Below are 21,594 nucleotides of genomic sequence, written 5' to 3' on the forward strand. Positions count from 1 at the left end.
CAAAACTGCGATCTCTGTTTCCTCTAAGTAATTGGAGTTGCAGCGCGACGACAAGAGATTGAGACCCCAGCAGCATAGTAGTCCTATGTGACTAGGGCGAAAGCGCGCAGTCAACAAAGCTGCGGCGCCAAGAACGACGAGGAAACTACTCATCTCTTAAAATCTCTGCTGGTTGTACTTGCACTGCCCGCCAGGCTGGATAAACCACAGCCAAGGCCGTCAGCACCAAAGCTGATACCACTATAAAAAAGATCTGCACGGGCTGAATATCCACAGGCAAAGCCACCCCGGCCACCACGCTAATACCCAAAAGCGATAAAATATCATTGAGCTGCCATGCGATGACGATACCAGCCATAGCGCCACTTAAAGTGCCAAGCAAGCCGTTATTCATACCCTGCACGGCAAAAACGGCAAAAAGCTGAGCGTCTGTCATGCCCTGAGTTTTTAAGATAGCCACTTCACGTTGTTTTTCTGTCACCATCATCACTAAAGCAGAGACTATATTAAAAGCTGCAACTGCCACAATCAGCAGTAACATCAACCACATCATGGCTTTTTCCATCGCCACGGCAGCAAATAATTTGCCATGACTGTCCCGCCAGTCTGTAACTTTTTCTACAGCAGGAAATCTGATGATGTCCTTCGCTAAAGCCGGAGCAGCAAAAGGCTCAGCTAAACTAATACGCCACTGCGGAGCCTCCTTCAGCCTGCTGCTTAATCGTTTTAAATCAGGTAAATGCACTAAGGCAACGCTATTATCTACTTCAGATCCAGTGTTAATTAAACCCGCCACAGTGAATAAGCGTTGGCGAGGTAACCAGCCCATCGGCGTGAAACTACCTCCTTCGGCTAGCAATAAACGAATTTGTTGACCAGGACCAACCTTCAACTCATCAGCAAGACCAGCACCCAAAATCACTGAATAGGGTTGAGTCGTTAGGGCAGACCAGTCACCGGACACCAGCGCTTGCTGCAAAAATATCGGGATTTGGCCAGGTGTTATACCTTGCAGTAAAACAGCGGTCAGCTGGCCAGGGCTTTGTGCCAGAGCCTCCAGTTGTAAATAAGGCGTGGCCTGCTGAATTTGTTGGAACTGCCTTTGCAGAGCACTGATATCAAGCTCTGGTTCTGCCGAGCTTTGTACTATCAGGTGAGGGACCACACCCAAAATACGTTTTTTCAGTTCTGCCTCAAAGCCATTCATCACTGAGCTGACAATAGTAAGGGCCATCACCCCCAAAAAAATACCAGTGACCGAAAACAGCGTAATAAAGGATAAAAAACCCTGTCCTTTGCGGCTTTGGCTGTAACGCAAACCTATGCGCACACTCAGAGGGAATTGCAAGCTTTTCACAGACTTCCACTTGGGTTGGTGAAGAAATTGCTGCGATAATAGTGATTATCCGTTAAGGTTACAAGCTTGCTACCCGAGGTATCCTTATGCAACAGCCAGGCACTACAACCCTAGCCGCAGAATTAGTAGACGAATTTGCGGACTACTTTCAAATTGAGCATCAGACTACTGTGAATTTAGTCCCCTTTCCCGAGCCTTTGCCGGACCAGGACAGTTTCTTACGTCTGATCCCTGATGCATTTAAAATGACCAGTGAATTGAGTTTGCTGAATAATTCTTCAATTCGCACCTTTAACGCAGTAAAAGATATATCTGTTGATTTAGCGCATTATTTACAGCAGCAAGCCCGTAAACTCGATGCGCTCACTCACTATGTATTGCGATCTCAAGATGATGCTGCCTGTCGATTTTTCACCTTCAGCTATGGTGGCTCAGGTGTTCAGGTCTGGATGGATAAAGCAGTGGCTTTAGGCCAACTCTATGAAGTGAAACTGTTTTTAGATAATAATGATGGCGCGTTATTTTGTTTAGGCCAGGTGCTGGACCTGACAGAACAACCCACGACACAACCAGAACAAAAAGCTCGCTATCTGGTCAAGATTTTGTTTCGCCGTATTCGGGATGAAGACAGAGATATGGTGGTTCGCGCCAGTTTGCATGAACAATCCAGACAATTAAAACGCAAAGCTGAACAACGGCAATTACAGGCTCAGCAAAATCAGCGATAAAGCAGCCTGGCTAAGGCCGAATGTAACGGACTAAACCCAAACAACGAGACTGACCGTAGAATGGACCGTCTTTTAATAACGAGTAAAGAATTTCCCTGATGATCCGCATTGAAGCATTACCAGCCCCCACCTCCAGCACCGATCAAAAACAATGGGGCCGCCTGACTGGCGCTGCCTTGCCCTGGGCTATTTATCAGCTGTATCAACGCCAGAAGGGCCTGTATGTCATCATAGTGCCGGACACCACCACTGCGCTGCGCTTAGAGCAGGAGCTAATGGTGTTTTTTCATGAAAACGCTCCTGATGTCTGGACTTTTCCTGACTGGGAAACTTTGCCTTATGATGTTTTTTCACCGCATCAGGATATTATTTCCCAGCGTATAAAAACTCTGTACAGCTTGCCTCGTTTGCAGCACGGTGTAGTGATAGTGCCGCTCAATACGGCATTGCTGCGTCTAACAGACGCAAGCTATTTACAGCAACACAGCCTGGTACTGAAAAAAGGCCAGCAACTGGATTTAACAGCACTGCGTCAGCAACTGGCCGCTGTCGGTTATCGTGCTGTGGATCAGGTGATGGAACATGGCGAATTTTCAGTGCGTGGCTCCTTGCTGGATCTCTATCCTATGGGTAGCAGCCTGCCTTATCGCATCGACTTTTTAGACGATGAAATTGACGGTATTCGCCTCTTTGATCCGGATAACCAACGCACAGTGCAGCAAGTCCATGAAATTGAACTCTTACCTGCCCACGAATTCCCGCAGGACAAAGCGGCAATAGAACGCTTCCGTATTCGTTATCGTGAGCGCTTCCCGGCGCGTAGCGAAAAAGAATCGCTCTATATGCAAGTCAGCCAGGGCCTGATGCCTGCTGGTATTGAATATTACCTGCCGCTGTTTGCTGAACATTCCGCACCTTTGTTTTCAATGTTACCCAAAAACACAGTGATGCTGGCTGTAGGTGATTTGGAAGCTGCAGCCGAGCGTTTCTGGCACGACTTACAACGTCGTTATCAGGACAGGGCTATCGATTTACTCAAGCCTATTTTAAAACCGCAAGAATTGTATTTAGCGGTGGATGAGTTTTTTGCTCAGTTAAAACAATGGCCACGCCTGCGGTTAAGCCGGGCTGAATTGCCGGAACGCGCGGGGCAATCCAACGCCGCTGTGGCTGATTTGCCTGAACTTACCGTCAATCATCAGTTGAAAAACCCGCTGGAAAAGCTGCAGCAATTTATTGTTGAGACCAAAAAGCAACAAGGCCGTGTGCTGTTTTTTGTCGAATCTGAAGGCCGGCGCGAAAGCTTGTTGCAGCTGATGCAGCGTAATCAAATTCGCTTGCAGCAATTTGCCTCGGTCGAAGAGTTTTTAACAGATCAGGTAGATTTAGGCATAGTCATAGGGTCGTTGGAGCAAGGTTGTTTATTGCAAGCCAGCTCTTCACAAGCAGTATCCGGTAAAGCCAAGGCCAAAGCAGGTGAAGAGCCTTTAGCCTTAGTCAGCGAAAACGAGTTATTTGGTCAAAAAGTTACCCAAAGACGTAAACGTAAACACAGCCAACAAATCTCTGGCGACACTATAATCCGCAATTTGGCTGAGTTGTCTGTTGGCCAGCCTGTGGTGCATTTACAACATGGTATAGGCCGTTATCAAGGACTGCAGGTATTGGATGCTGCGGGCATCAGCGCAGAATTTGTCACCATTGAATATGCAGGTGGCAGTAAGTTGTATGTGCCAGTGTCGTCTTTGCATTTAATCAGCCGTTACACAGGCTCTGATCAGGACAATGCACCGCTTCATAAGCTTGGCAACGACACCTGGGAAAAAGCGCGGCGCAAAGCAGCAGAAAAAGTGCGGGATGTAGCAGCAGAGTTACTGGATGTGTATGCCCAGCGCGCCGCCCAGACAGGTTATGGCTTTAAAATCGAAGCCGATCAATACGAGGTTTTTGCCGATGGCTTCCCTTATCAGGAGACGGTCGATCAGCTTGACGCCATTGCCGCAGTACTGGCCGATATGCAGGCCGAACGCGCTATGGACCGACTGGTGTGTGGTGATGTAGGTTTTGGTAAAACTGAAGTCGCAATGCGTGCTGCTTTTGTCGCAGTCAACGACAATAAACAAGTGGCGGTGTTAGTACCGACCACGCTTTTGGCACAACAGCATTTTGAAAACTTCCGTGACCGCTTTGCTAATTGGCCGGTGAAAGTGGCTGTACTGTCGCGTTTTATCAGCGCTAAAGAGCAAAAAGCTATATTGGAAGAAGCAGAACAAGGCAAAGTAGACATTTTAATTGGTACTCATAAGCTGCTACAGGACGATATTAGGTTTAAAGATTTGGGCCTGTTAATTGTTGATGAAGAACACCGTTTTGGCGTACGGCAAAAAGATAAAATCAAAGCCTTGCGCGCTAATATCGACATTCTGACCTTAACAGCCACCCCTATTCCCCGAACCTTAAATATGTCGATGTCCGGCATGCGCGATTTATCTATTATTGCCACACCGCCCGCCAAACGTTTAGCCGTCAAAACCTTTGTGCGGGAGCATGAAGAAGGCTTAATACGTGAAGCAGTGCTTAGGGAAATCTCCCGTGGTGGCCAGGTGTATTTCCTGCACAATGACGTAGCAACTATAGAAAAAGCCGCTGCTGATTTAGCCTTGCTGCTGCCTGAAGCATTAATTGGCATAGCTCATGGTCAGATGCGGGAACGAGAGCTTGAGCAAATCATGGCGGATTTTTACCATCAGCGTTTTAACCTGCTGCTCTGCTCCACCATTATCGAAACCGGCATCGACGTGCCCACTGCCAATACCATTATTATCAACAGAGCAGATAACTTTGGTCTGGCGCAATTACACCAGTTACGAGGCCGTGTTGGTCGTTCGCATCATCAGGCTTATGCCTATCTGTTAACTCCCCCGCCAAAACGCCTGACCAAAGACGCCGAAAAGCGCCTGGAAGCTATTTCCGCTTTAGAAGATTTAGGCGCAGGTTTTGCGCTGGCCAGTCAGGATATGGAAATTCGTGGCGCGGGCGAGCTATTGGGAGATGAACAAAGTGGCCAGATTGAATCTGTCGGCTTCAGCTTGTATATGGAAATGCTGGAACAAGCTGTGGAGGCGTTAAAAGCTGGCAAAGAGCCTAGTTTGGATGCCCTTTTAACCCAACAAACCGAACTGGATATGAAGCTGCCTGCCCTGTTGCCGGATGCTTATATTCCTGATGTCAGCTTACGTTTGTCCTTTTACAAAAGGTTAGCCTCCTGCCGCGACGAGCAGGAACTGGATGACGTGCAGGTAGAATTGATTGACCGTTTTGGCTTGTTACCAGATGCTGCGAAAAACTTAGTCAAAATCACAGAGTTAAAAATGCAGGCTCAGCAGCTTGGAATAAAACGTTTGGAAGCCAACAGCAAAGGTGGTGTGCTAGAATTCGCCGAACGGACGTCAGTGAACCCGTCTTACATTATCAAGCTTATCCAGACTCAGTCGAAAGTCTTTAAGCTCGAAGGTGGTAGTAAACTGAAATTTATTAAAGATTTACCTGATACCAATAGCAGATTCGCCTTTGTCAGCTTTATGCTCGAAGACTTTGCTAAACATCAGATAGGAGCACCATGAAACATCTGCGTTTAACATCGCTGGGTTTGGCTTTAGTGGGTTTAGTGGGTTTATTCACTACTACAACAGTTTTTGCCAACAGCTGGTATGAAATTGAGCTGATCGCTTTTAGCCGCACTACGGATAAAAGTTTAAAAGAACAGTTTGAAGCACCTACCGAGGAGCTGAAAACCAGCAATGCGATGGACTTAATGCGTCCATATGTGCAACCAGCGGTAGCAGACTTAATAAAAACTATCCCAGCCTGTGCACCTGCACAAGCCGATCCAACACTGCCTGCTCCACCTGCTGCAACCCCGGTATCTGATGCTGTCCAACAGCAAGTTCAGCAACTATTAACCGAGCATCAGCAGAACAAACAACCAGTAGCAGTAGTTGTAGAGGATTCACTCGATGTGCAATTAGAGCCAGAGCTCCCTTTCACCTCTTTGTTTCAGCTGAATTTTCAAAACTGTCTGATGGAACAATGGGACCTGGATGGCCAGTTGATCAGTCGTCCCCTAAGTGCTGAAGAATTAGCGTTGCAGTTACCAGCTCCAGCGCAAATTCCAGCAACTTTTACCGGGGATGGCTTAACGAAAAATAGTGCTTATCTGGTCGGTCCTAATGACTTGAACCTTAAAAATCTGGCCTATCAGTTACAACGCGAAGCAGGCAAGCAACTACTGCTGCACACGGCCTGGCGTCAACCCTTGATCTCTGGACGTAACAGCCGTACTCACTGGTATGCAGGTTTGTATCTCGATGAAAGGACATTACAAAGTGAGACGGACACAACACTGCAGATTGATTTGATGCAACAAGTACAGCAACAACTGGACGCAGTGCAACAAGGGCAGAGTAGTTTGCAGCAATGGTTTAGTCCGTGGCAGTTCGACTCCTTAGTTCAACTGCGGTTGGGCCGCTTTATTCAATTTGATGGCACCTTTTACTTGCGTCAAACTGAAGACCCGGATCAGCCGGCACAACTTGCAATTAAACAAAGTAACCGCTTAACTTTAGGCCAAATTCATTATTTGGATCATCCACGTTTAGGTGTGATTATCCAGGTGAAACGCTATACACCGCCAGATACAACTCTGGCGAGAACACCTTAAGCTATAAATAACACAAGGAATCTGTTATGAAAAAAATCGTGATTTTGTTGGCAGTTCTGCTATCTGTTGCTGCCTGCAGCAAGCTGACCCAAGACAATTATGACCAGGTAAAAGCGGGTATGACCTATGATGAAGTGAGCCGTATTTTAGGGAAAGCTACTCATTGTGACGAGGCTGTAGGCACTAAAAGCTGTCGCTGGGGGGATGACGCGAAAAATATCAAAATCACCTTTTTAGCGGACCGCGCTACAGTATTTTCTAACCATGGTATTCAATAAGTTTTGATATCCCCCTTATTGAACCGGGCGGCTTTTGCCGCCTTTTTTCTGTGAGCTTTGACTTATGTTTGAGCTTCGCTCTTATCAACAACAAGCAGTACAGTCTGTTTTAGTGCATTTCCGTCAGAAGCAGGATGCTGCAGTACTGGTACTACCGACTGGAGCGGGCAAAAGCCTGGTGATCGCTGAACTGGCGAGATTAGCTCGTGGCCGTGTCTTGGTGCTGGCTCATGTCAAAGAGTTAGTTGAACAAAACCATATCAAATACCAAAGTTATGGTTTAGAGGCTGCTATTTTTTCTGCCAGTCTGGGCCGTAAAGAAACTGCAGCTAAGGTGGTCTTTGCTTCTGTACAATCTGTCGCCCGTAACCTGAATGAATTTACTGAACAGTACAGCTTATTGGTGATTGACGAATGCCACAGAGTGGGCGATGACGAAGACAGCAGCTATTTAAAAGTGATCCGGGCTTTGCAGGGCGAAAATCCGGAGTTAAAAGTACTAGGACTGACAGCAACGCCTTATCGTTTGGGCTCTGGCTGGATTTATCAGTATCACAGCAGAGGTCTGGTCCGCACTAGTGAACCGCGTTTTTTTAAATATTGTATTTTTGATCTGCCAATCCGTTTTTTGCTGAGTGAAGGTTATTTAACACCAGCTGTCCTGATGGATGCGCCAGTGCTAAGTTATGACTTTGCTGGCTTGAAACCTACAGCCAGCGGTTACTTTAAAGAAGCCGATCTGGATTTGCGCATTAACCAGCAGCAACGTGCTACACCACAAATTATTCAGCAAGTGATACATCAGGCACAAAGCCGTTTGGGCGTGATGATTTTTGCAGCGACTACCGCCCATGCCCGCGAAATTTTAGGTTATTTACCTGCCAGCCAAACTGCGCTGATTTTAGGTGATACTCCACAAAAAGAGCGGGATGCACTGATCCACAGCTTTAAGCAAAGACAGCTGAAATACCTGGTCAATGTGGCGGTATTAACTACGGGCTTTGATGCGCCACATATAGATTTAATCGCTATTTTACGCCCCACCGAATCTGTCACTTTGTACCAACAGATTGTAGGTCGTGGACTGCGTTTAAGTCCGGGAAAAACCGATTGTCTGGTGCTGGATTATGCTGGAAACAGGTTTAATCTGGAGCAACCTGATATAGGCGAACTTAGACCTGAGCCTGGTACAGAGCTGGTCACAGTCCCCTGCCCACTTTGTGGTTTTTTTAATAACTTTTGGGGCAAAACCGACGACAGAGGCCTGGTATTGGAACATTACGGTCGCCGCTGTCAGGGTTATAAAGATAATGAGCTGGGTCAGCCTTTAGCTTGTGGCTATCGTTTTAAAGCCAAGTTTTGCCCTGATTGTGGTGCTGAAAACGATATAGCCGCCCGTCATTGTGGCGAATGTGGTCTGGTGTTGGTCGATCCGGACAAAAAACTGAAAGAAGCCTTAAGCTTAAAAGACGCCTTAGTACTTTACGTAACACGAATGCAGCTACAAAGCCATCAAAACAAAGAAGGTAAAACCTCACTCAAAGTCAGTTACTTTTCTGATGAAGGCGCTGAAATAGCTGAATACTGGAGTTTGCAGACTAAGGCGCAAAAACAAAAATTTCTAACGTTGTTTGTGCCACCTCATCTGGTCGACAGGCACAGAGTCTTTACTGCAGCTACAGTCAATAAAGTCTTACAACAAGTTCATCGACTGCAACCACCAGAGGCCATCATAGCGCGCAAGGACGGGCGTTTTTGGCAAATTCGTGACAAGCTGTTTCAAATTCAGGGGAAAGATGCTGAATAATCCCCTTTTATGAACAAGATAAAAAATTCTTTTGGTTAACTACTGGCCAAAGCTGATAAAACTCACTAATAATCAAGTTGTTCGTCAATTAGCAATAATTATTACACCACACTGATAGTTCTCTTTTTTTCACAAGGTCGCAGTTTATGTCAAACGAAAACGCGTTATTAAGCTTGCTGGTTGAGAAAATTCAAAATGATACCTTGGTGCTGCCAAGTCTTCCCGAAATTGCTTTACGGATCCGCAAAATGGCGGAAGATCCAAATGTAAATTTAAACCAGATGGCGGACATTATTTCTCACGACCCAGCCATGTCTGCCCGTATGATGAAAATTGCCAATAGTGCGTTTTTAGGTCGCTCTGTCCCTATCAATTCACTGCAGCAAGCCGTCACACGTATTGGCCTGCGTTACATCAAAAATATAGTCACAGCCATGGCTATTGAGCAATTGTTTGTCTCTCATTCCAGTTTAATCAAAGGCATGATGAGCAAGGTCTGGCAAGACACCCTAGAAGTCGCAGCAGTAGCTTTAGCCACGATGCAGTTATACAACAGCAACTTAAAAGTAAGCCCGGTAAATTTTGACACCATGACTCTAGCTGGTTTAATTCACAATATTGGCGCTTTGCCTATTCTGACTAAAGCCGAAAAATATCAGGGTCAGTTTGGTAACAAAGACTTTATTGAAGGTTGCATCACAGATTTAGCCAGCGGCATAGGTGGCAGTATTTTACGTAAGTGGGAATTCCCGGATGAATTGGTCGAAGTTGCAGAGCAATGGAATACCAAATTACCGCACGCTGACAAAGTAAATTATCTGGACTTTATTCGTATTGCTGCCATTCAAAAAGGCTTTGCCAAAGATAAAACGGAACCTCGTTTGGCGTTAAAACCTTTTGTGGACCGTGGTTTAATCACAGGTGTTGATTTCTATCGCTCACCTGAATTTACTGTGACTTATCAAGAGATGAAGCAGCTGTTTGTTTAATTGAAAATGGGGTCAGATCACATTGTTAACTGTTAACAATGTGATCTGACCCCATTTTAGTTTTTAATTAAATAACTTCTGGTGCAGCTCTTTCACTACTGCAGCAGCTGACGCATCCTGTACTAAAAAGCACAGGTTGTGGCGCGAAGCACCATGACAAATCAATCGCATATTAATTTGCTCCAAGGCGCTAAACAGTTCACCCGTCACCCCTTTGGTACTGTGCAAATGATTACCTATCACAGCAACAAGACTTAAGCCCTGCTCTACCGTCACTTCACAGAAGCTTTTTAGCTCATCTAGCGCAGGTTCAATCGCCGAATTAAAAGCGCTCCCTGAAGACTCGTCTAGCGTTAAGGCGACTGAAATTTCCGACGTAGTGACTAAATCTACCGAAATCTGATGACGACTTAAAATATCAAAAACCCGGGCCAAAAAGCCTGCTGCATGCAGCATTTCCGGGCTTTTCACCGTGATCAGAGTTTGTGATTTACGCAGTGCTATAGCGCGGTATGCTGGTTTATGTTCCACAGTTTTCGCAATCCAGGTGCCACCCGCTTCAGGTTCACGACTGGAACCGACAAAGACTTTGATATTGCGGCGCATCGCCGGAATTAAGGTGGCTGGGTGCAATACCTTAGCGCCAAAAGTCGCCATTTCGGCGGCTTCATCAAAGCTGATTTCATTGATACAGCGGGCATCTGATGTCAGACGTGGATCTGTAGTAAATATCCCAACTACATCAGTCCAGATTTGTACGATGTGCGCATTTAAAGCCTCACCCAATAAGGCTGCGCTATAATCCGAGCCACCGCGGCCCAGAGTTGTAGTTTGCCCTGTTTCATCAGCACCAATAAAGCCCTGAGTCACGATTATCTGCTCAGACAATAAAGGCTGCAAATGGGCTTGCGCTAAATCAGCAATATGCTTTATTTGGGGTTCACCTTTGCCAAATCGACTGTCGGTGCGAAGCACCCGGCGTACATCAAAGCACTGTGCTGCAGCACCTCGCTCTATCAACACCTGAGTAAATAATACGGAGCTTAAACGCTCACCAAAGGACTGGATCAAATCTTTATGAGCACCGGAATACACAGCTCCCCCAGTTTCAATCAGGTTACGTAAATCAGCCAATAAAGTATTGATTTGCGCAGCCACAGCTTCGGGTTGTTGCAGAGCATTCAGCACAGCCAAAGTAATACGCTCAATGCCCTCAAAAGAGGCATAACGGGCCTGAATTTCAGTTTGCTTGGTGATATCGACCAATAAATTGGTTACGCCTGAGCTGGCGCTGACGGCGACCAGACGAATATTAGAGTCGGCTAACACAATATCAGCACAACGGGACATAGCCGGAAAATCGGCCACTGAAGTTCCGCCAAATTTGGCGACAATAAGTTGATTAGACATTCGAGTCTCTCCTTATCAATAAGTCATAAGGCAGAGCATGGCATTTGCAGGCAGTAAATAAAGTTGTGGTGCAGGCATGATGCTGCATACAACTGATCACAGACACACAAAGGCCAGAAGCTCTCCACCACAAAAAACAGGTGACAGTCGTAAGGATTCAGCCTTAACAACCGGACCATCTGCCGCTACAGCATCTGGTCCTCGGCGTTAATCCCCCTCAAACATCCTGCGGCTTGTAGCAGCCTGAGATGTTCTACCTGGTTAACGCTCCTCTTCTGGTCTATACCCGTTGGCATTACACGGGCGGGGGTAAACCCCGCCCCTACACACATCGGGTATCTCATAATCACGTATGATTGACGGCGCAGAGCTTAAGTGACTTTTTTACAAAAGGCAACAGCCGTTTAGCCGTCTTTTCAGAAAAACTGTAATTTAGTTACAGTTTTTCATCCTTAAGCCAAAGCAAACTGCCCGACAAAATAGACGCCGACATAACCCAGGCTGTAGCAGCCCAACAGATAACCTGCCATTTTGAAGTAAGTACCAAAAGTCAGTTCTTTAACTTTACTCATGGCAATAATACCGGCCGCTGAACCTATGATCAGAATAGAACCACCTACCCCAGTGGCATAAGTTAAAGTCAGCCATTCCGCTGTCGTCATGGTTAAATCTGCTTTTAACAAAGCCGCAGTTAAAGGCACGTTGTCGATCATCGCAGACAAAACACCCATCAGGTAGTTGGCTTGCACTGGCTCTAAATACTGATACAAATGCGTAATATTGGTCAGCACACCAATTTCTTTCAGAATGCCAACCAGCAGCAAAACCCCTAAAAAAAACAACAAGGTATCAAACTCTACCTCACGGATGTAATTCAAAATATTTACCCCAGTCTTTTTACGCAGCAGGTACTGAGCCGCTAAAAACATCACGCCTAAACCAAACAGGAATGTCAGTACAGGCGGGATCTGGAACAGGATATTAAATACCAACGTTGCACCTATAGTCGCAGCAAAAATACCTGCAATAATGACATCGGCTTTTTCTATTGGTCTAGGGGACTTCTCCAGCACAATACGGCCTGTCATTTTGCGTGACAACAGAATAGCCAATACAGCAACGGCAAATAACGAAGGAAGAATTAACAATAACAGGTTAGTGATGGTCACTTTACCGCCCAAGAACAACATCAGGGTAGTGACGTCACCTGTGATCAATGACACGCCACCGCTATTGACCGCAAAAATAATCAAGGTGGCGTATTGAATACGTTTTTTCACTTCCAATTTAATACTGCTGATGACAGCGATAGACACCAGAGTCGCGGTGACGTTGTCGGCAAATGACGAGAAAATAAAAGCAAACACAGCAATGATAAACATCAAACGGCGTTCAGATAACTCGGCAGGTAATAAACGCTGCACAATTTGAGAAATAAAGCCTTTACTATTGAGATAAGCGACAAAAGTCATAGTTGACATCAGAAACAACCACAAAGTGGCTATTTCTAATAAGTTATGGTTCAACTGCTCACTGATTTCGCTACTTGTAGCGCCATGCATTGGAAATATAAAAGCGAGGATCCAGCAAAGAGTACCGAAAAAAAGTGTCGTTTTTGCCTTGTTTACGTGGATAATATCCTCTATAACGATCATCACAAAGGCTATTGCCACCAGAGCCAAAATTACTGCGCTTACCATGATGTAGTACCAGCTTTATTGTTGTGGAAAAGGAAGGATTTTGCGGGGTCGTATTCTAACAGCCCAAACCGCATGCCACTACCCTACCAAAGTCAGATTTGTGAAATATTGATGAAAAGCATGAAAAGAAAGGACAAATGATAGCGCCACGTAAAATTATCCGCTGCTTAGATGAGCACTGGACTGTCATTGAGCAGTTGGTCGAACGAAGTGCCAACGGTAACTTCAGTTTCCAGGATGTACAGCATCTGATCCTGCGCCATAACAATGGCATGAGCAGTGAGCAGGTGTTCCGTGAAGCCCAGCGTTTTTTGCAACTCGAAATTCTGATCCCTCTGGCTAAATCCAGCCAGTTGGAGCTGAATCGCTCCGTGCTGGAATTTGCCCAGCAGTTAATGCAGGAACAGCAGTTGGGGTTAGCGACCGATATCGAAAGCCGAATTCTGGAGCTAAAACGTTTATCAGAACGCATGCGAGAAGCGGCACAAAGTCGAGATAGTAGCGAGCTGCGCCGCTTCTCCAGGGTGATGGATGAACGTATTCGTGAAGTACTAAAGCATTTTGGCCAAAATGAAAGCGCCATTTTATCACTTGTCGAGCGCGCCAAAGCAGACGAAGGCAAATTGAGCCTGGCTCGGCGTTATGCCGCTGTGATGGATGCTTTTGATGACTATATAGATCCTGTTTTAGCACTGGTGGATATCAACGGCCCTTTCCAGAAAACTGTGTCAGATGTGGAGGCTATGCTCAGCGACTTGCTGCAAATCATAGAAGTGACAGGCACACTGAATACAGAAAAAGAAACTTTAATTCAGCTGCGAACTCGTTTAATTGAAATGAATCAGCTGGGCCGTGAAAGTTTAAGTCGTTGTGCGGATTTGCTGATGCCACTGCGTGATGAACTGCGCCGAAACACACTACTTTCCCGTAATGCCAGCTTTTTATTGGGACAGATGCGCAAAAAGGGTATAGATCTAACGCTGGAACCTTTAGTTCCAGCCATCAGCTCTGACAGCCAGCGCTTCTCCTTAGGTTCGGCCAATCAAATCACCAGCTATATGGCAGAGCTGTGTCAGTACGAACACGATGCCTATCAGTTACCTGAAGAAATCCTCAGCAATCACAGTATGCTGATGCAAGTACCTGAATTAAAAGATGTAGTACACAAAGCCAAAGCCTTAAAAAAACTGCCTGATTTAAGCCGTTGGCTGGCAGACAGTTACCCTGAATTGCCAGTGGATGAACTGCTTTTCCTGTATCAGGAGCTTTCTCGCTCAGACGAGCTGATACTACAACACAGCGAACACAACACTGAATTGACACTCAATGGCTATAAGCTGACCTTACACCCTTTTCAAAGCAGCGAAGCCGGGACTTTATAAATGCAATTAAACTTAGATGAACTGACTCAGCTGGCTGAAATCAGCAAAAAGCTGTCGAACGGTTACCATATCAGCGAACAGGATTTTGCCTTGTGGCAGGAACTGGATCAGCAGGAAGACTCCTACACAGCTCTGTTTGGTGCTTTAGGTAATACGCTAAAACGCGACAGTCGTGGTTTCTTTTATTTTGAAGTGGATGATGCCACTGCCAGCATGGGCAAAATCTCCAGGCTTTTTGCCCTCACCTTATTCGCTTTAGTGGAGTTTTATGCCGACAAAGGCCAGGATCCGCTGCGGGCTTTGTTTGAACATGAAATTACCACAGAAATCTGGGGCCAGTTGCTGCAGCAGCAATACCACTTATTTGAACAACTGGAAATTTTTTCAGTCACAGATATGAAACGTGAAATAGCCAACCGCTTCTTGCGTTACGGCCTGGCGCGGCCAAGCGGCGATCAAATCAAATTATTATCCCCTGTGTATCGTTATTTAGACGCGCTGATGGATGTGGATCACAGCGCTGTAACAGAGGAGAATGCAGATGTCTGAGCAGCTTAATTTAACAAAATCAGAGCTGTATGGCTTAACCAAACTGGCACTGCTCAACACTGCTGGCTACGCCAAATGTGTGATCCCTCTGGATGACTCTTCGTCCATTTGCGCGCCCAATAATACGGGCAAAAGTTCGGTGATCAACGCCCTGCAGTTCCCGCTGATTAACGATTTGCGTTTAACCGAATGGGATGGTCACGACTTAGACGAAACCCGTAAGTTTTACTTCGGCACAGACCAAAGCTACATCCTGCTGGAAGCCAATTTGCCAGACGGCCCTGTGGTGATAGGTGTAGCAGGTCGCGGTAAAATTGCAGGTTATGCCTTCCAGTATTTTTGCTACAAAGGCAAGCTGGATTTAAACCACTATTTAGACGGCAAAAGTTATGTGCGGTACAACAAGCTGGACCATCATTTACGTGGTTTAGGCTTTGACCCTATTGAGTTAAAACAGTCTGAACTGAATGCCATGCTGACAGGTGGAGCTACGCCTTTTGACAGCCGCATTAATCTTCGGATGATCCCACTGGCAAACGTGTCTGATGCGCCGGTATACAAGGATATTTTCCGCCGTATTCTGAACCTGCACCGCTTAACAGCACAGGATGTAAAACGTCTGCTGTTGCCGGTATTTGCAAGGCATCTTGGCGATCCTAAGGTCGACTTTTATCAGGTGTGGCACAACGCTTTTGAAAAGGTCAATAAAGACAGACGTGAACTCAAAGCGCTGGAAAATCAACAGGAAGCTGTTACAGCTTTAGAGAGTCTGCTCGACAACCGCTCAGTGCTCAAAGGTCGCTTAGCCACTTATGCGCCTAAACTGGATGTGGCCTTAACTGAATTTCATAGCTACTTTGACGATCAGCAAGAGCTTCTGAACGAGCAGCTGACCGGCTTATTGGCAGAGAAAAGCCAGCTGGAAGAACGTCAGCGTTTGTATGTTGGTCAGATTAAAGAATTGTCTGGCCGTCAGCAGCAGTTGCAGCAATGGTTTGGCGAATTTGATGGTCTGTCACAAAAATTCAGCTTAAGTAACGAAGCGACCTTACAGACGAACTTAAGCAATATCCGCGCAGCCTACGAGCAGTTAAGCCATAGCTTGCAAGGAGCAAGTCAGGTCAATGCCACCACTTTAGCGCATCAAAAAAGCCAAAGTGCCAAGCAGCTGCAAAGCTTAAAGCTGCAACTGAAAAACCTGGAATTTAACCTGTATTCCCGTTTACGCGAAGACTTAAGCCTGCCGGAAGTACAGCAAATGACCCGCATTCTGAATCCGGATTTGTTGTCGCTTTCGACTACGGGTGGCGGTGATATTGAAATTCTGGACGATGCGCTGTTTTCAGAGCAACTGGAGAAAATTGCCGATTGCTTTAAACAAGGCAAATTGCATTTACCTGGAGTTGTGATTGACCTGCATCATTTGCAGCCGGTCGAGCAAAATAGCTTAGAGAACAAAATCCAGCTAAAAGAGCAAATAGACGCGCTGCAGCAGACCTTGCATACGCTGGAACAGCAGCTCGCTGTTGCTGGCGACCTGGCCGGTAAAACCCGCGAAAAAGACCGCTTGTATCAGGATCTGTTGCAAGCCGAAGAGGACATTAAGAAGTTTGGCCGCTACCAGCAAATGCTGGAAATCAGTGACGAGCAACAGGCGCTTCAATCCGAACTTGAAATTGAAGAAGACAAGCTGCAAGAGCAGCTGGCTGAAGTACAGCACAAAGCCTCGACCCTATCTGATCGCCGCAACTTAGTCGGCAATAAGCAGGAGCAAATTAAACGTCAGGCCGAACGTATTGAGCAGGAGAAAAAAGAGCGTATCGACTTCCAGCTCGACTTCTACTCCGGTAAAGTCACACCTTATCCTATTGAAGTGACTTTGGATTTTGACAACTTAGCCGACGTATTACGCGACTTTAATAAGCAGTGTAATGAGCTCAAACTGATTGATGTCAATATCAAAAATACCTACCTGTTTATTTTTAACGCCGGTATCACCAAGTTTGAAGTCGAGACGGACGAAGAGCTGAAGTTCCAAAAACTGATCAGCGCCTTCCATCATCTGGACAAAGAGCGGGAAGCTATTGAACGTCGTGCCCGCGTTGCTTTGACTGAAGTAGCGTCCACGCTCAAAGGTTTACGTGATGACTTAAACCGTCTGCACCGTGAGCTGAATAGCTTTAACCGGGGCATCTGGCGTCATCAAATTTCCAACCTGCAGGATTTTAAAATTGAAATAGTTGACCGCGCTTTATTGGTTGGTCATATAGATACCATCCTGACTACCTCAGAAGCTTATCAGCAAGGCGATACGCTGGACTTATTGGCACCCAACGCCAGCAGCAACGAGCGTGAAGTGCAAGCTGCGAAAGACTATTTAATTCAGGCTGCCAGTGAAAAAGGTGGTTTAACTTTATCTGACTTGTTTGATATCCGCTTTAAAGTAGTGAACCGTGCTGGTGAAATAGAGTTCTTCGACAAAATTGACTCGGCAGGCTCCAACGGGACACGTATTACCATTAAGTTATTGTGCGGTATGTTGTTTATCCGCCAGTTATTGTCCGAGCGCGAACGCGGTAAATACCGTATTCCTATTTATATCGACGAAGCGGCTGATATTGACCCACATAACCAGCAGGCACTGATCGAAACAGCGCTGAACTTTGGTTTTGTGCCGATCTTTGCTTCGGTGAAACCTCAAACCTCGTGCCGTTATATAGTTCCAATTCGCACTGTAGCTGGTGGCGCACAAAACTGGGTGGATGAAAAAGACTGGATTTTATGTGAAAAAATTCCGGTAGCGGGTGAAATTGAAGAACAAGTTTCGGCAGCAACAGAACCTGCCTGATCCTAAACACACCATCAGCTCAGCCGTTTTAGCATAGAAAGCGGTTGAGCTGATGGTCAGATGGCGTCAGCTTTCGTCTGATAAATAGTACCCTATGCCTCTTAACGTTCTGATGTAACTCTGGCCAAACGGCTCATCCACTTTTTTTCGTAAACGCCTGACATAAACATCGACCACGTTAGTCAACGGATCTTCATTAATACCCCACACCGTTGCCAGCACTCGTTCACGACTAAATACTTTTTGTGGGCTGGACATCAGTAGCTCCAGTACAGCCAGCTCTTTGGCGGTCAGCTGCAACAGTTGGCCTTGTCGTCTGGCCTGCATACTGTCCAAATCTAATTCTAAATCACCTACTGTCAGTTGGCGCCGAACCGCAGCAAAAGGATTACGTTTAGATAACGCCTCAATCCTTGCTAGTAATTCTTCAAAAGCAAAAGGCTTCACCAGGTAGTCATCAGCACCAGCTTTTAAACCATCCACCCTGTCACAGACTTCAGCTAAAGCAGATAACATCAATACTTTTACCGGTAATTGTTGTGAACGTATTAAACGACAGATCTGCAGTCCATCCATTCTCGGCAGCATCCGGTCTAGAATGACTAAATCTGGTTTTTGTGCCAGCAGAGCTGGCAAAGCCTCGCTGCCATCTCCCACCCAATCGACAAAATAACCTTCAGCTTTCAGCCCTCTGATCAGAAAATCTGCCACTTTTTTTTCATCTTCTACAATCAGGATATGCATGCGTTGTCCTCTTCAACTAAAGGTAAAATGACAGTGACACAGGTCCCCTGCTGATAATCACTGCTCACTGTCAGCTTTGCATGCTGACTTTGTACTAAGGTCTGACACAATGATAAACCTATCCCAAGTCCGTCAGGCCTGAGCTGGCGCGCATTATCTGCTCTAAAATAGCGATCAAACACATGAGGTAAATCACCAGGCAAAATACCTATACCATGGTCCTGCACCCGAATAGTGCACTGCTCTGCCACTGTGACACTTAATTCAACCTGTTGCCCGGTACTACTATACCGCACTGCATTATCGAAGATAATTTGTAATGCCTGCAGCAACTTATCCAGATCAAGCCATAACAATTCTGTGGCTGCGTTATCAGGTAATTCTACACACTGGATCTGCACTGATTGGCTGGCAGACAACTGCCGGGCTAATGCAGTGATCTGTTGCCATAACTCGCCAAGAGTTAAAGTACGAGGCCGCAACTGCAGTTGTTGTGTGCCTCGCACCAACATCAGTAGATCATCAATACGACTGGATAACTGCACACTGGTTTGAGCTATCCGCAACAAGCTGTCCTTATAAAAATCAGCGGTTTTGTCTGCACCACGCAGACTGATTTCGGCTTCTCCCCGAATCGCTGTCGCTGGAGTACGCAACTCATGGCTAACATCAGCCAAAAAACGTTGCTGTTGCTGTTCTGCATGCTGTAGCTGTTCAACCGCATGTCGCAATTGCGCAGTGCGCTCTGCGACCTCAAGCTCAACTCTGCGGGTATGATCTTCTTCTTGTTGTCTGGCTCGCTCCAAACCTGCAGCCATCAGATTAAAGCTACGAGCGAGCATGCTGAACTCAGCCGGCCCCTGCTCTGGCAAACGATAATTCAGTTGGCCATCAGCCAGAGCTGAAGTGCCTGTCAGTAACTGCTGCACTGGCTGATACAAAGCTCTGGATAACACAAGTGCAAGACTGACAGCACAAGCCACGCCAAACAAAGACACAACCACGACCAGAACCTTGACCTGTTGCAATGCTGTCGCCGCTTTTTCTTCGGCTTGCTCTGAGCGCTGGCGTTGTAATTCAATAGAGTCAGCAATCAGATGCTTCAAATCCAGCCCTTCCAGATTATCGAAAGTTTGGATCAGCAACCGCCATATCTGCGCTTCATGCTCGGGTCTGACTTGCTTATTCTTTAAACTTTGCTCCAAAGCTGCGACGTTCGTCTCAAGAATAGACAGGGACTTTAGCTGCTGGCTGATAGCAGCAAAGTCATCCAAATGTTCCGACAAACGCTGATCATGCTGCAACAAGGTATTTAAACCAGCCAAACTTTGCTGCATTTGCCCAAGGTATTTATCCCGTTGCTCTACAGTGCTGTCTTTGGTCAATAACGATTGGGCAAGCCAGACTTTAAGCCGCTGTTTATCAGCTCCAAGTGTAATAAATTCAGCCAGCATCTGATTGGCAACCCGACTGCGCTCTACATGATAACTGGCTACACCGGAAGCCCATATCGCAAGGCCAGCCTGCACTAAGGTGATTGCCAGCAACAAAAAAAACGCAATATACAATTTACTTCGAAACACAACGCCTCCGAGTTAGCGCCTTCTATGCTGACAGAGTAATGCAAGTCATGCTCAAAGGCTGCTTTGTTCATCTGTTTTTAATCTTCAGTGCAGACAAACTTCATGTCAGATGCAGCCAATTGCACAGCTGACTGGCCGATACTAAGCCCGGACCAAAGATTGAATAGAGCAAGGAAAACATATGAACCTTAAAATGAACAGCATACTCGGACTGACTTTTGTAGCCTGGTGCGCTCCACTGGCCTATGCCAACACAACCATAACGGAAGCCGAGGTGAAGGCGGCCCAGGACGCCTGGGGAAAAGCGCTGATCCAGATCAGCTCTGATTACGAAAAATCTGGGCTTGAAAAAGCAAAAACCACCGCAAAAACTGTGCTGGACACGGCTTATGGTTACAATATAACCCCAGTGTTATTTAAGCCAACCCTGGCCACAGGTGCTCAAACTTTCCGTCCTACCTATCAGGGAGCATTGTCGTATTTTGTTGGTGACGATAAAAACTTTCCTGCAGACACAGGTTTTGCACTCAAAGGCTGGATAGCTTACGACTATAAAAATGCCGCGGTTTATATCAATGGTGATATGGCTCTGACCATGGGTCATGTGATGCTGAGAGATAAAAATGGTAAAGTTACCACTGTAGATAAAAGCTGGGGCTTTAAAAAAGATGCTGATGGTAAATTACGCATAGTACTGCACCACTCGTCTTTGCCTTATCAACCTCAGTAGCACGAGCAGGTTAAAACGGTATCAACTCCAGAGCTTGCCAACTGGAGTTGATACCGAAAAATGTTGAGCCACCTGAGCCTGAAATAATTCAGCACAGGCAATGGCGTCTGTCACCGCATGATGAGGTTGATAAGCAGGTAACTGGTAACGCTGCCGGCAATCAGCCAGTCGTAAAGATGGCTTGGCTTGGGCTGTCATACTTCGCCACCAGCCCTGTAAACCTGACTGAGTAAAACCCCGTTCTAACGCCAAAGTATCAATGATTGGAAAAATAACACCTTCACCTAAACGACTCATCACACCATGATACAAAAAAGCGCGCTCGATAGGCAGATGATGCACCAGCACCACTTTTCCTGCCAAAGCCTGCAATAGAGGCTCAATATAGAGTTCTAAATCAGCAGCCTGCGCTATAGCACTGTCGGTAATGCCATGCACTATGACTGAACGTTCGTTAAGCTGTACTCTGGGTTTTACCAGATAACTTTGAGCTTTACTGCTGTGAATTCGATTCAACGTCAGCGGCACCAGCCCTATGCTGACGATGCCATCACGCACAGGATCTAAGCCTGTGGTTTCAAAATCTAAAGCGACAAAACAGATATCTTGCAAAGCAGTATCAGCAGCTACAGCTCCGGCCTGATAAAACGCCTTTAACCTGGCGTCTTTGGCTTTTAGCTCCAACTGCTGCATGGTGTTTTGCCAATTTTTGCTCAGCATCTGCAGTGGATCTGTTTTTAATTCCTGCTTCTTCAGATAAAACATAACA

At 46.2% G+C, this 21,594-nt stretch carries 16 protein-coding genes and 1 riboswitch; of the genes, 10 read left to right on the top strand and 6 right to left on the bottom strand.

Features of this window, described 5'->3' with window-relative positions:
* Positions 1-145: 145 nt before the first annotated feature.
* Positions 146-1,357 (bottom strand): lipoprotein-releasing ABC transporter permease subunit, encoded by a 1,212-nt coding sequence (locus tag EMM73_RS00120; RefSeq protein ID WP_127684429.1) that lies wholly within the window; start codon positions 1,355-1,357, stop codon positions 146-148.
* 86 nt (positions 1,358-1,443) lie between these two features.
* Here EMM73_RS00120 and EMM73_RS00125 point away from each other — a divergent pair, with 86 nt between their 5' ends.
* The 6 genes from EMM73_RS00125 (at position 1,444) to EMM73_RS00150 (ending at position 9,879) form a co-directional block, all read left to right on the top strand.
* Positions 1,444-2,085: a PilZ domain-containing protein gene (locus tag EMM73_RS00125; RefSeq protein ID WP_127684430.1), complete on the top strand. Its 642-nt coding sequence runs from the start codon at positions 1,444-1,446 to the stop codon at positions 2,083-2,085.
* A 98-nt stretch (positions 2,086-2,183) separates the two neighbouring features.
* Complete coding sequence (gene mfd / locus EMM73_RS00130) at positions 2,184-5,708, top strand: transcription-repair coupling factor (protein WP_127684431.1); 3,525 nt, start codon at positions 2,184-2,186, stop codon at positions 5,706-5,708.
* On the top strand, positions 5,705-6,805 hold the full coding sequence (locus EMM73_RS00135; RefSeq protein WP_127684432.1) for a CsiV family protein: 1,101 nt from the start codon (positions 5,705-5,707) through the stop codon (positions 6,803-6,805). The genes mfd and EMM73_RS00135 overlap by 4 nt, the downstream gene beginning before the upstream one ends.
* Positions 6,806-6,831: 26 nt before the next feature.
* Entirely contained in the window at positions 6,832-7,083 is a 252-nt protein-coding gene (locus EMM73_RS00140; RefSeq protein WP_127684433.1) for a DUF3862 domain-containing protein, read from the top strand.
* A 64-nt stretch (positions 7,084-7,147) separates the two neighbouring features.
* Entirely contained in the window at positions 7,148-8,890 is a 1,743-nt protein-coding gene (locus EMM73_RS00145; protein WP_127684434.1) for a DEAD/DEAH box helicase, read from the top strand.
* A 146-nt stretch (positions 8,891-9,036) separates the two neighbouring features.
* Complete coding sequence (locus EMM73_RS00150; protein WP_127684435.1) at positions 9,037-9,879, top strand: HDOD domain-containing protein; 843 nt, start codon at positions 9,037-9,039, stop codon at positions 9,877-9,879.
* A 63-nt stretch (positions 9,880-9,942) separates the two neighbouring features.
* Here the strand turns inward: EMM73_RS00150 and lysC are convergent, their stop codons facing one another.
* Both lysC and nhaD read right to left on the bottom strand, forming a co-directional pair.
* On the bottom strand, positions 9,943-11,289 hold the full coding sequence (lysC, locus tag EMM73_RS00155) for a lysine-sensitive aspartokinase 3 (protein WP_127684436.1): 1,347 nt from the start codon (positions 11,287-11,289) through the stop codon (positions 9,943-9,945).
* A 109-nt stretch (positions 11,290-11,398) separates the two neighbouring features.
* A riboswitch (Lysine riboswitch) is annotated at positions 11,399-11,572 on the bottom strand.
* 169 nt (positions 11,573-11,741) lie between these two features.
* Positions 11,742-12,989, bottom strand: a complete 1,248-nt coding sequence (gene nhaD, locus EMM73_RS00160) for a sodium:proton antiporter NhaD (RefSeq protein WP_127684437.1) — start codon at positions 12,987-12,989, stop codon at positions 11,742-11,744.
* Positions 12,990-13,126: 137 nt separating this feature from the next.
* Here nhaD and EMM73_RS00165 point away from each other — a divergent pair, with 137 nt between their 5' ends.
* Genes EMM73_RS00165 through EMM73_RS00175 form a run of 3 tightly spaced genes read left to right on the top strand, consistent with a single transcriptional unit; the run spans position 13,127 to position 17,768 of the window.
* Positions 13,127-14,371: a hypothetical protein gene (locus EMM73_RS00165; protein WP_127684438.1), complete on the top strand. Its 1,245-nt coding sequence runs from the start codon at positions 13,127-13,129 to the stop codon at positions 14,369-14,371.
* The gene (locus tag EMM73_RS00170; RefSeq protein ID WP_127684439.1) at positions 14,372-14,920 is read left to right on the top strand and encodes a condensin complex protein MksE; all 549 of its coding nucleotides are present in this window, start codon (positions 14,372-14,374) and stop codon (positions 14,918-14,920) included.
* On the top strand, positions 14,913-17,768 hold the full coding sequence (locus tag EMM73_RS00175) for an ATPase (protein ID WP_127684440.1): 2,856 nt from the start codon (positions 14,913-14,915) through the stop codon (positions 17,766-17,768). The genes EMM73_RS00170 and EMM73_RS00175 overlap by 8 nt, the downstream gene beginning before the upstream one ends.
* Before the next feature lie 66 nt (positions 17,769-17,834).
* On the opposite strand, the gene EMM73_RS00180 is transcribed toward EMM73_RS00175, so the two are convergent.
* Together EMM73_RS00180 and EMM73_RS00185 are read right to left on the bottom strand one after the other, a co-directional pair.
* Positions 17,835-18,512, bottom strand: a complete 678-nt coding sequence (locus EMM73_RS00180; protein ID WP_127684441.1) for a response regulator transcription factor — start codon at positions 18,510-18,512, stop codon at positions 17,835-17,837.
* A complete protein-coding gene (locus EMM73_RS00185; RefSeq protein ID WP_127684442.1) occupies positions 18,500-20,095 on the bottom strand; it encodes a sensor histidine kinase in 1,596 nt (531 codons plus the stop codon). Before EMM73_RS00185 ends, EMM73_RS00180 begins: the two co-directional genes overlap by 13 nt.
* A 181-nt stretch (positions 20,096-20,276) precedes the next feature.
* Here EMM73_RS00185 and EMM73_RS00190 point away from each other — a divergent pair, with 181 nt between their 5' ends.
* The gene (locus tag EMM73_RS00190; RefSeq protein WP_127684443.1) at positions 20,277-20,825 is read left to right on the top strand and encodes a phosphoribosyl-AMP cyclohydrolase; all 549 of its coding nucleotides are present in this window, start codon (positions 20,277-20,279) and stop codon (positions 20,823-20,825) included.
* Between the two features lie 21 nt (positions 20,826-20,846).
* On the opposite strand, the gene EMM73_RS00195 is transcribed toward EMM73_RS00190, so the two are convergent.
* Positions 20,847-21,590 (bottom strand): 3'-5' exonuclease, encoded by a 744-nt coding sequence (locus EMM73_RS00195; protein ID WP_127684444.1) that lies wholly within the window; start codon positions 21,588-21,590, stop codon positions 20,847-20,849.
* Between the last annotated feature and the right edge of the window lie 4 nt (positions 21,591-21,594).

It is taken from the genome of Rheinheimera sediminis (assembly GCF_004005375.1).
GTDB lineage: Bacteria > Pseudomonadota > Gammaproteobacteria > Enterobacterales > Alteromonadaceae > Pararheinheimera.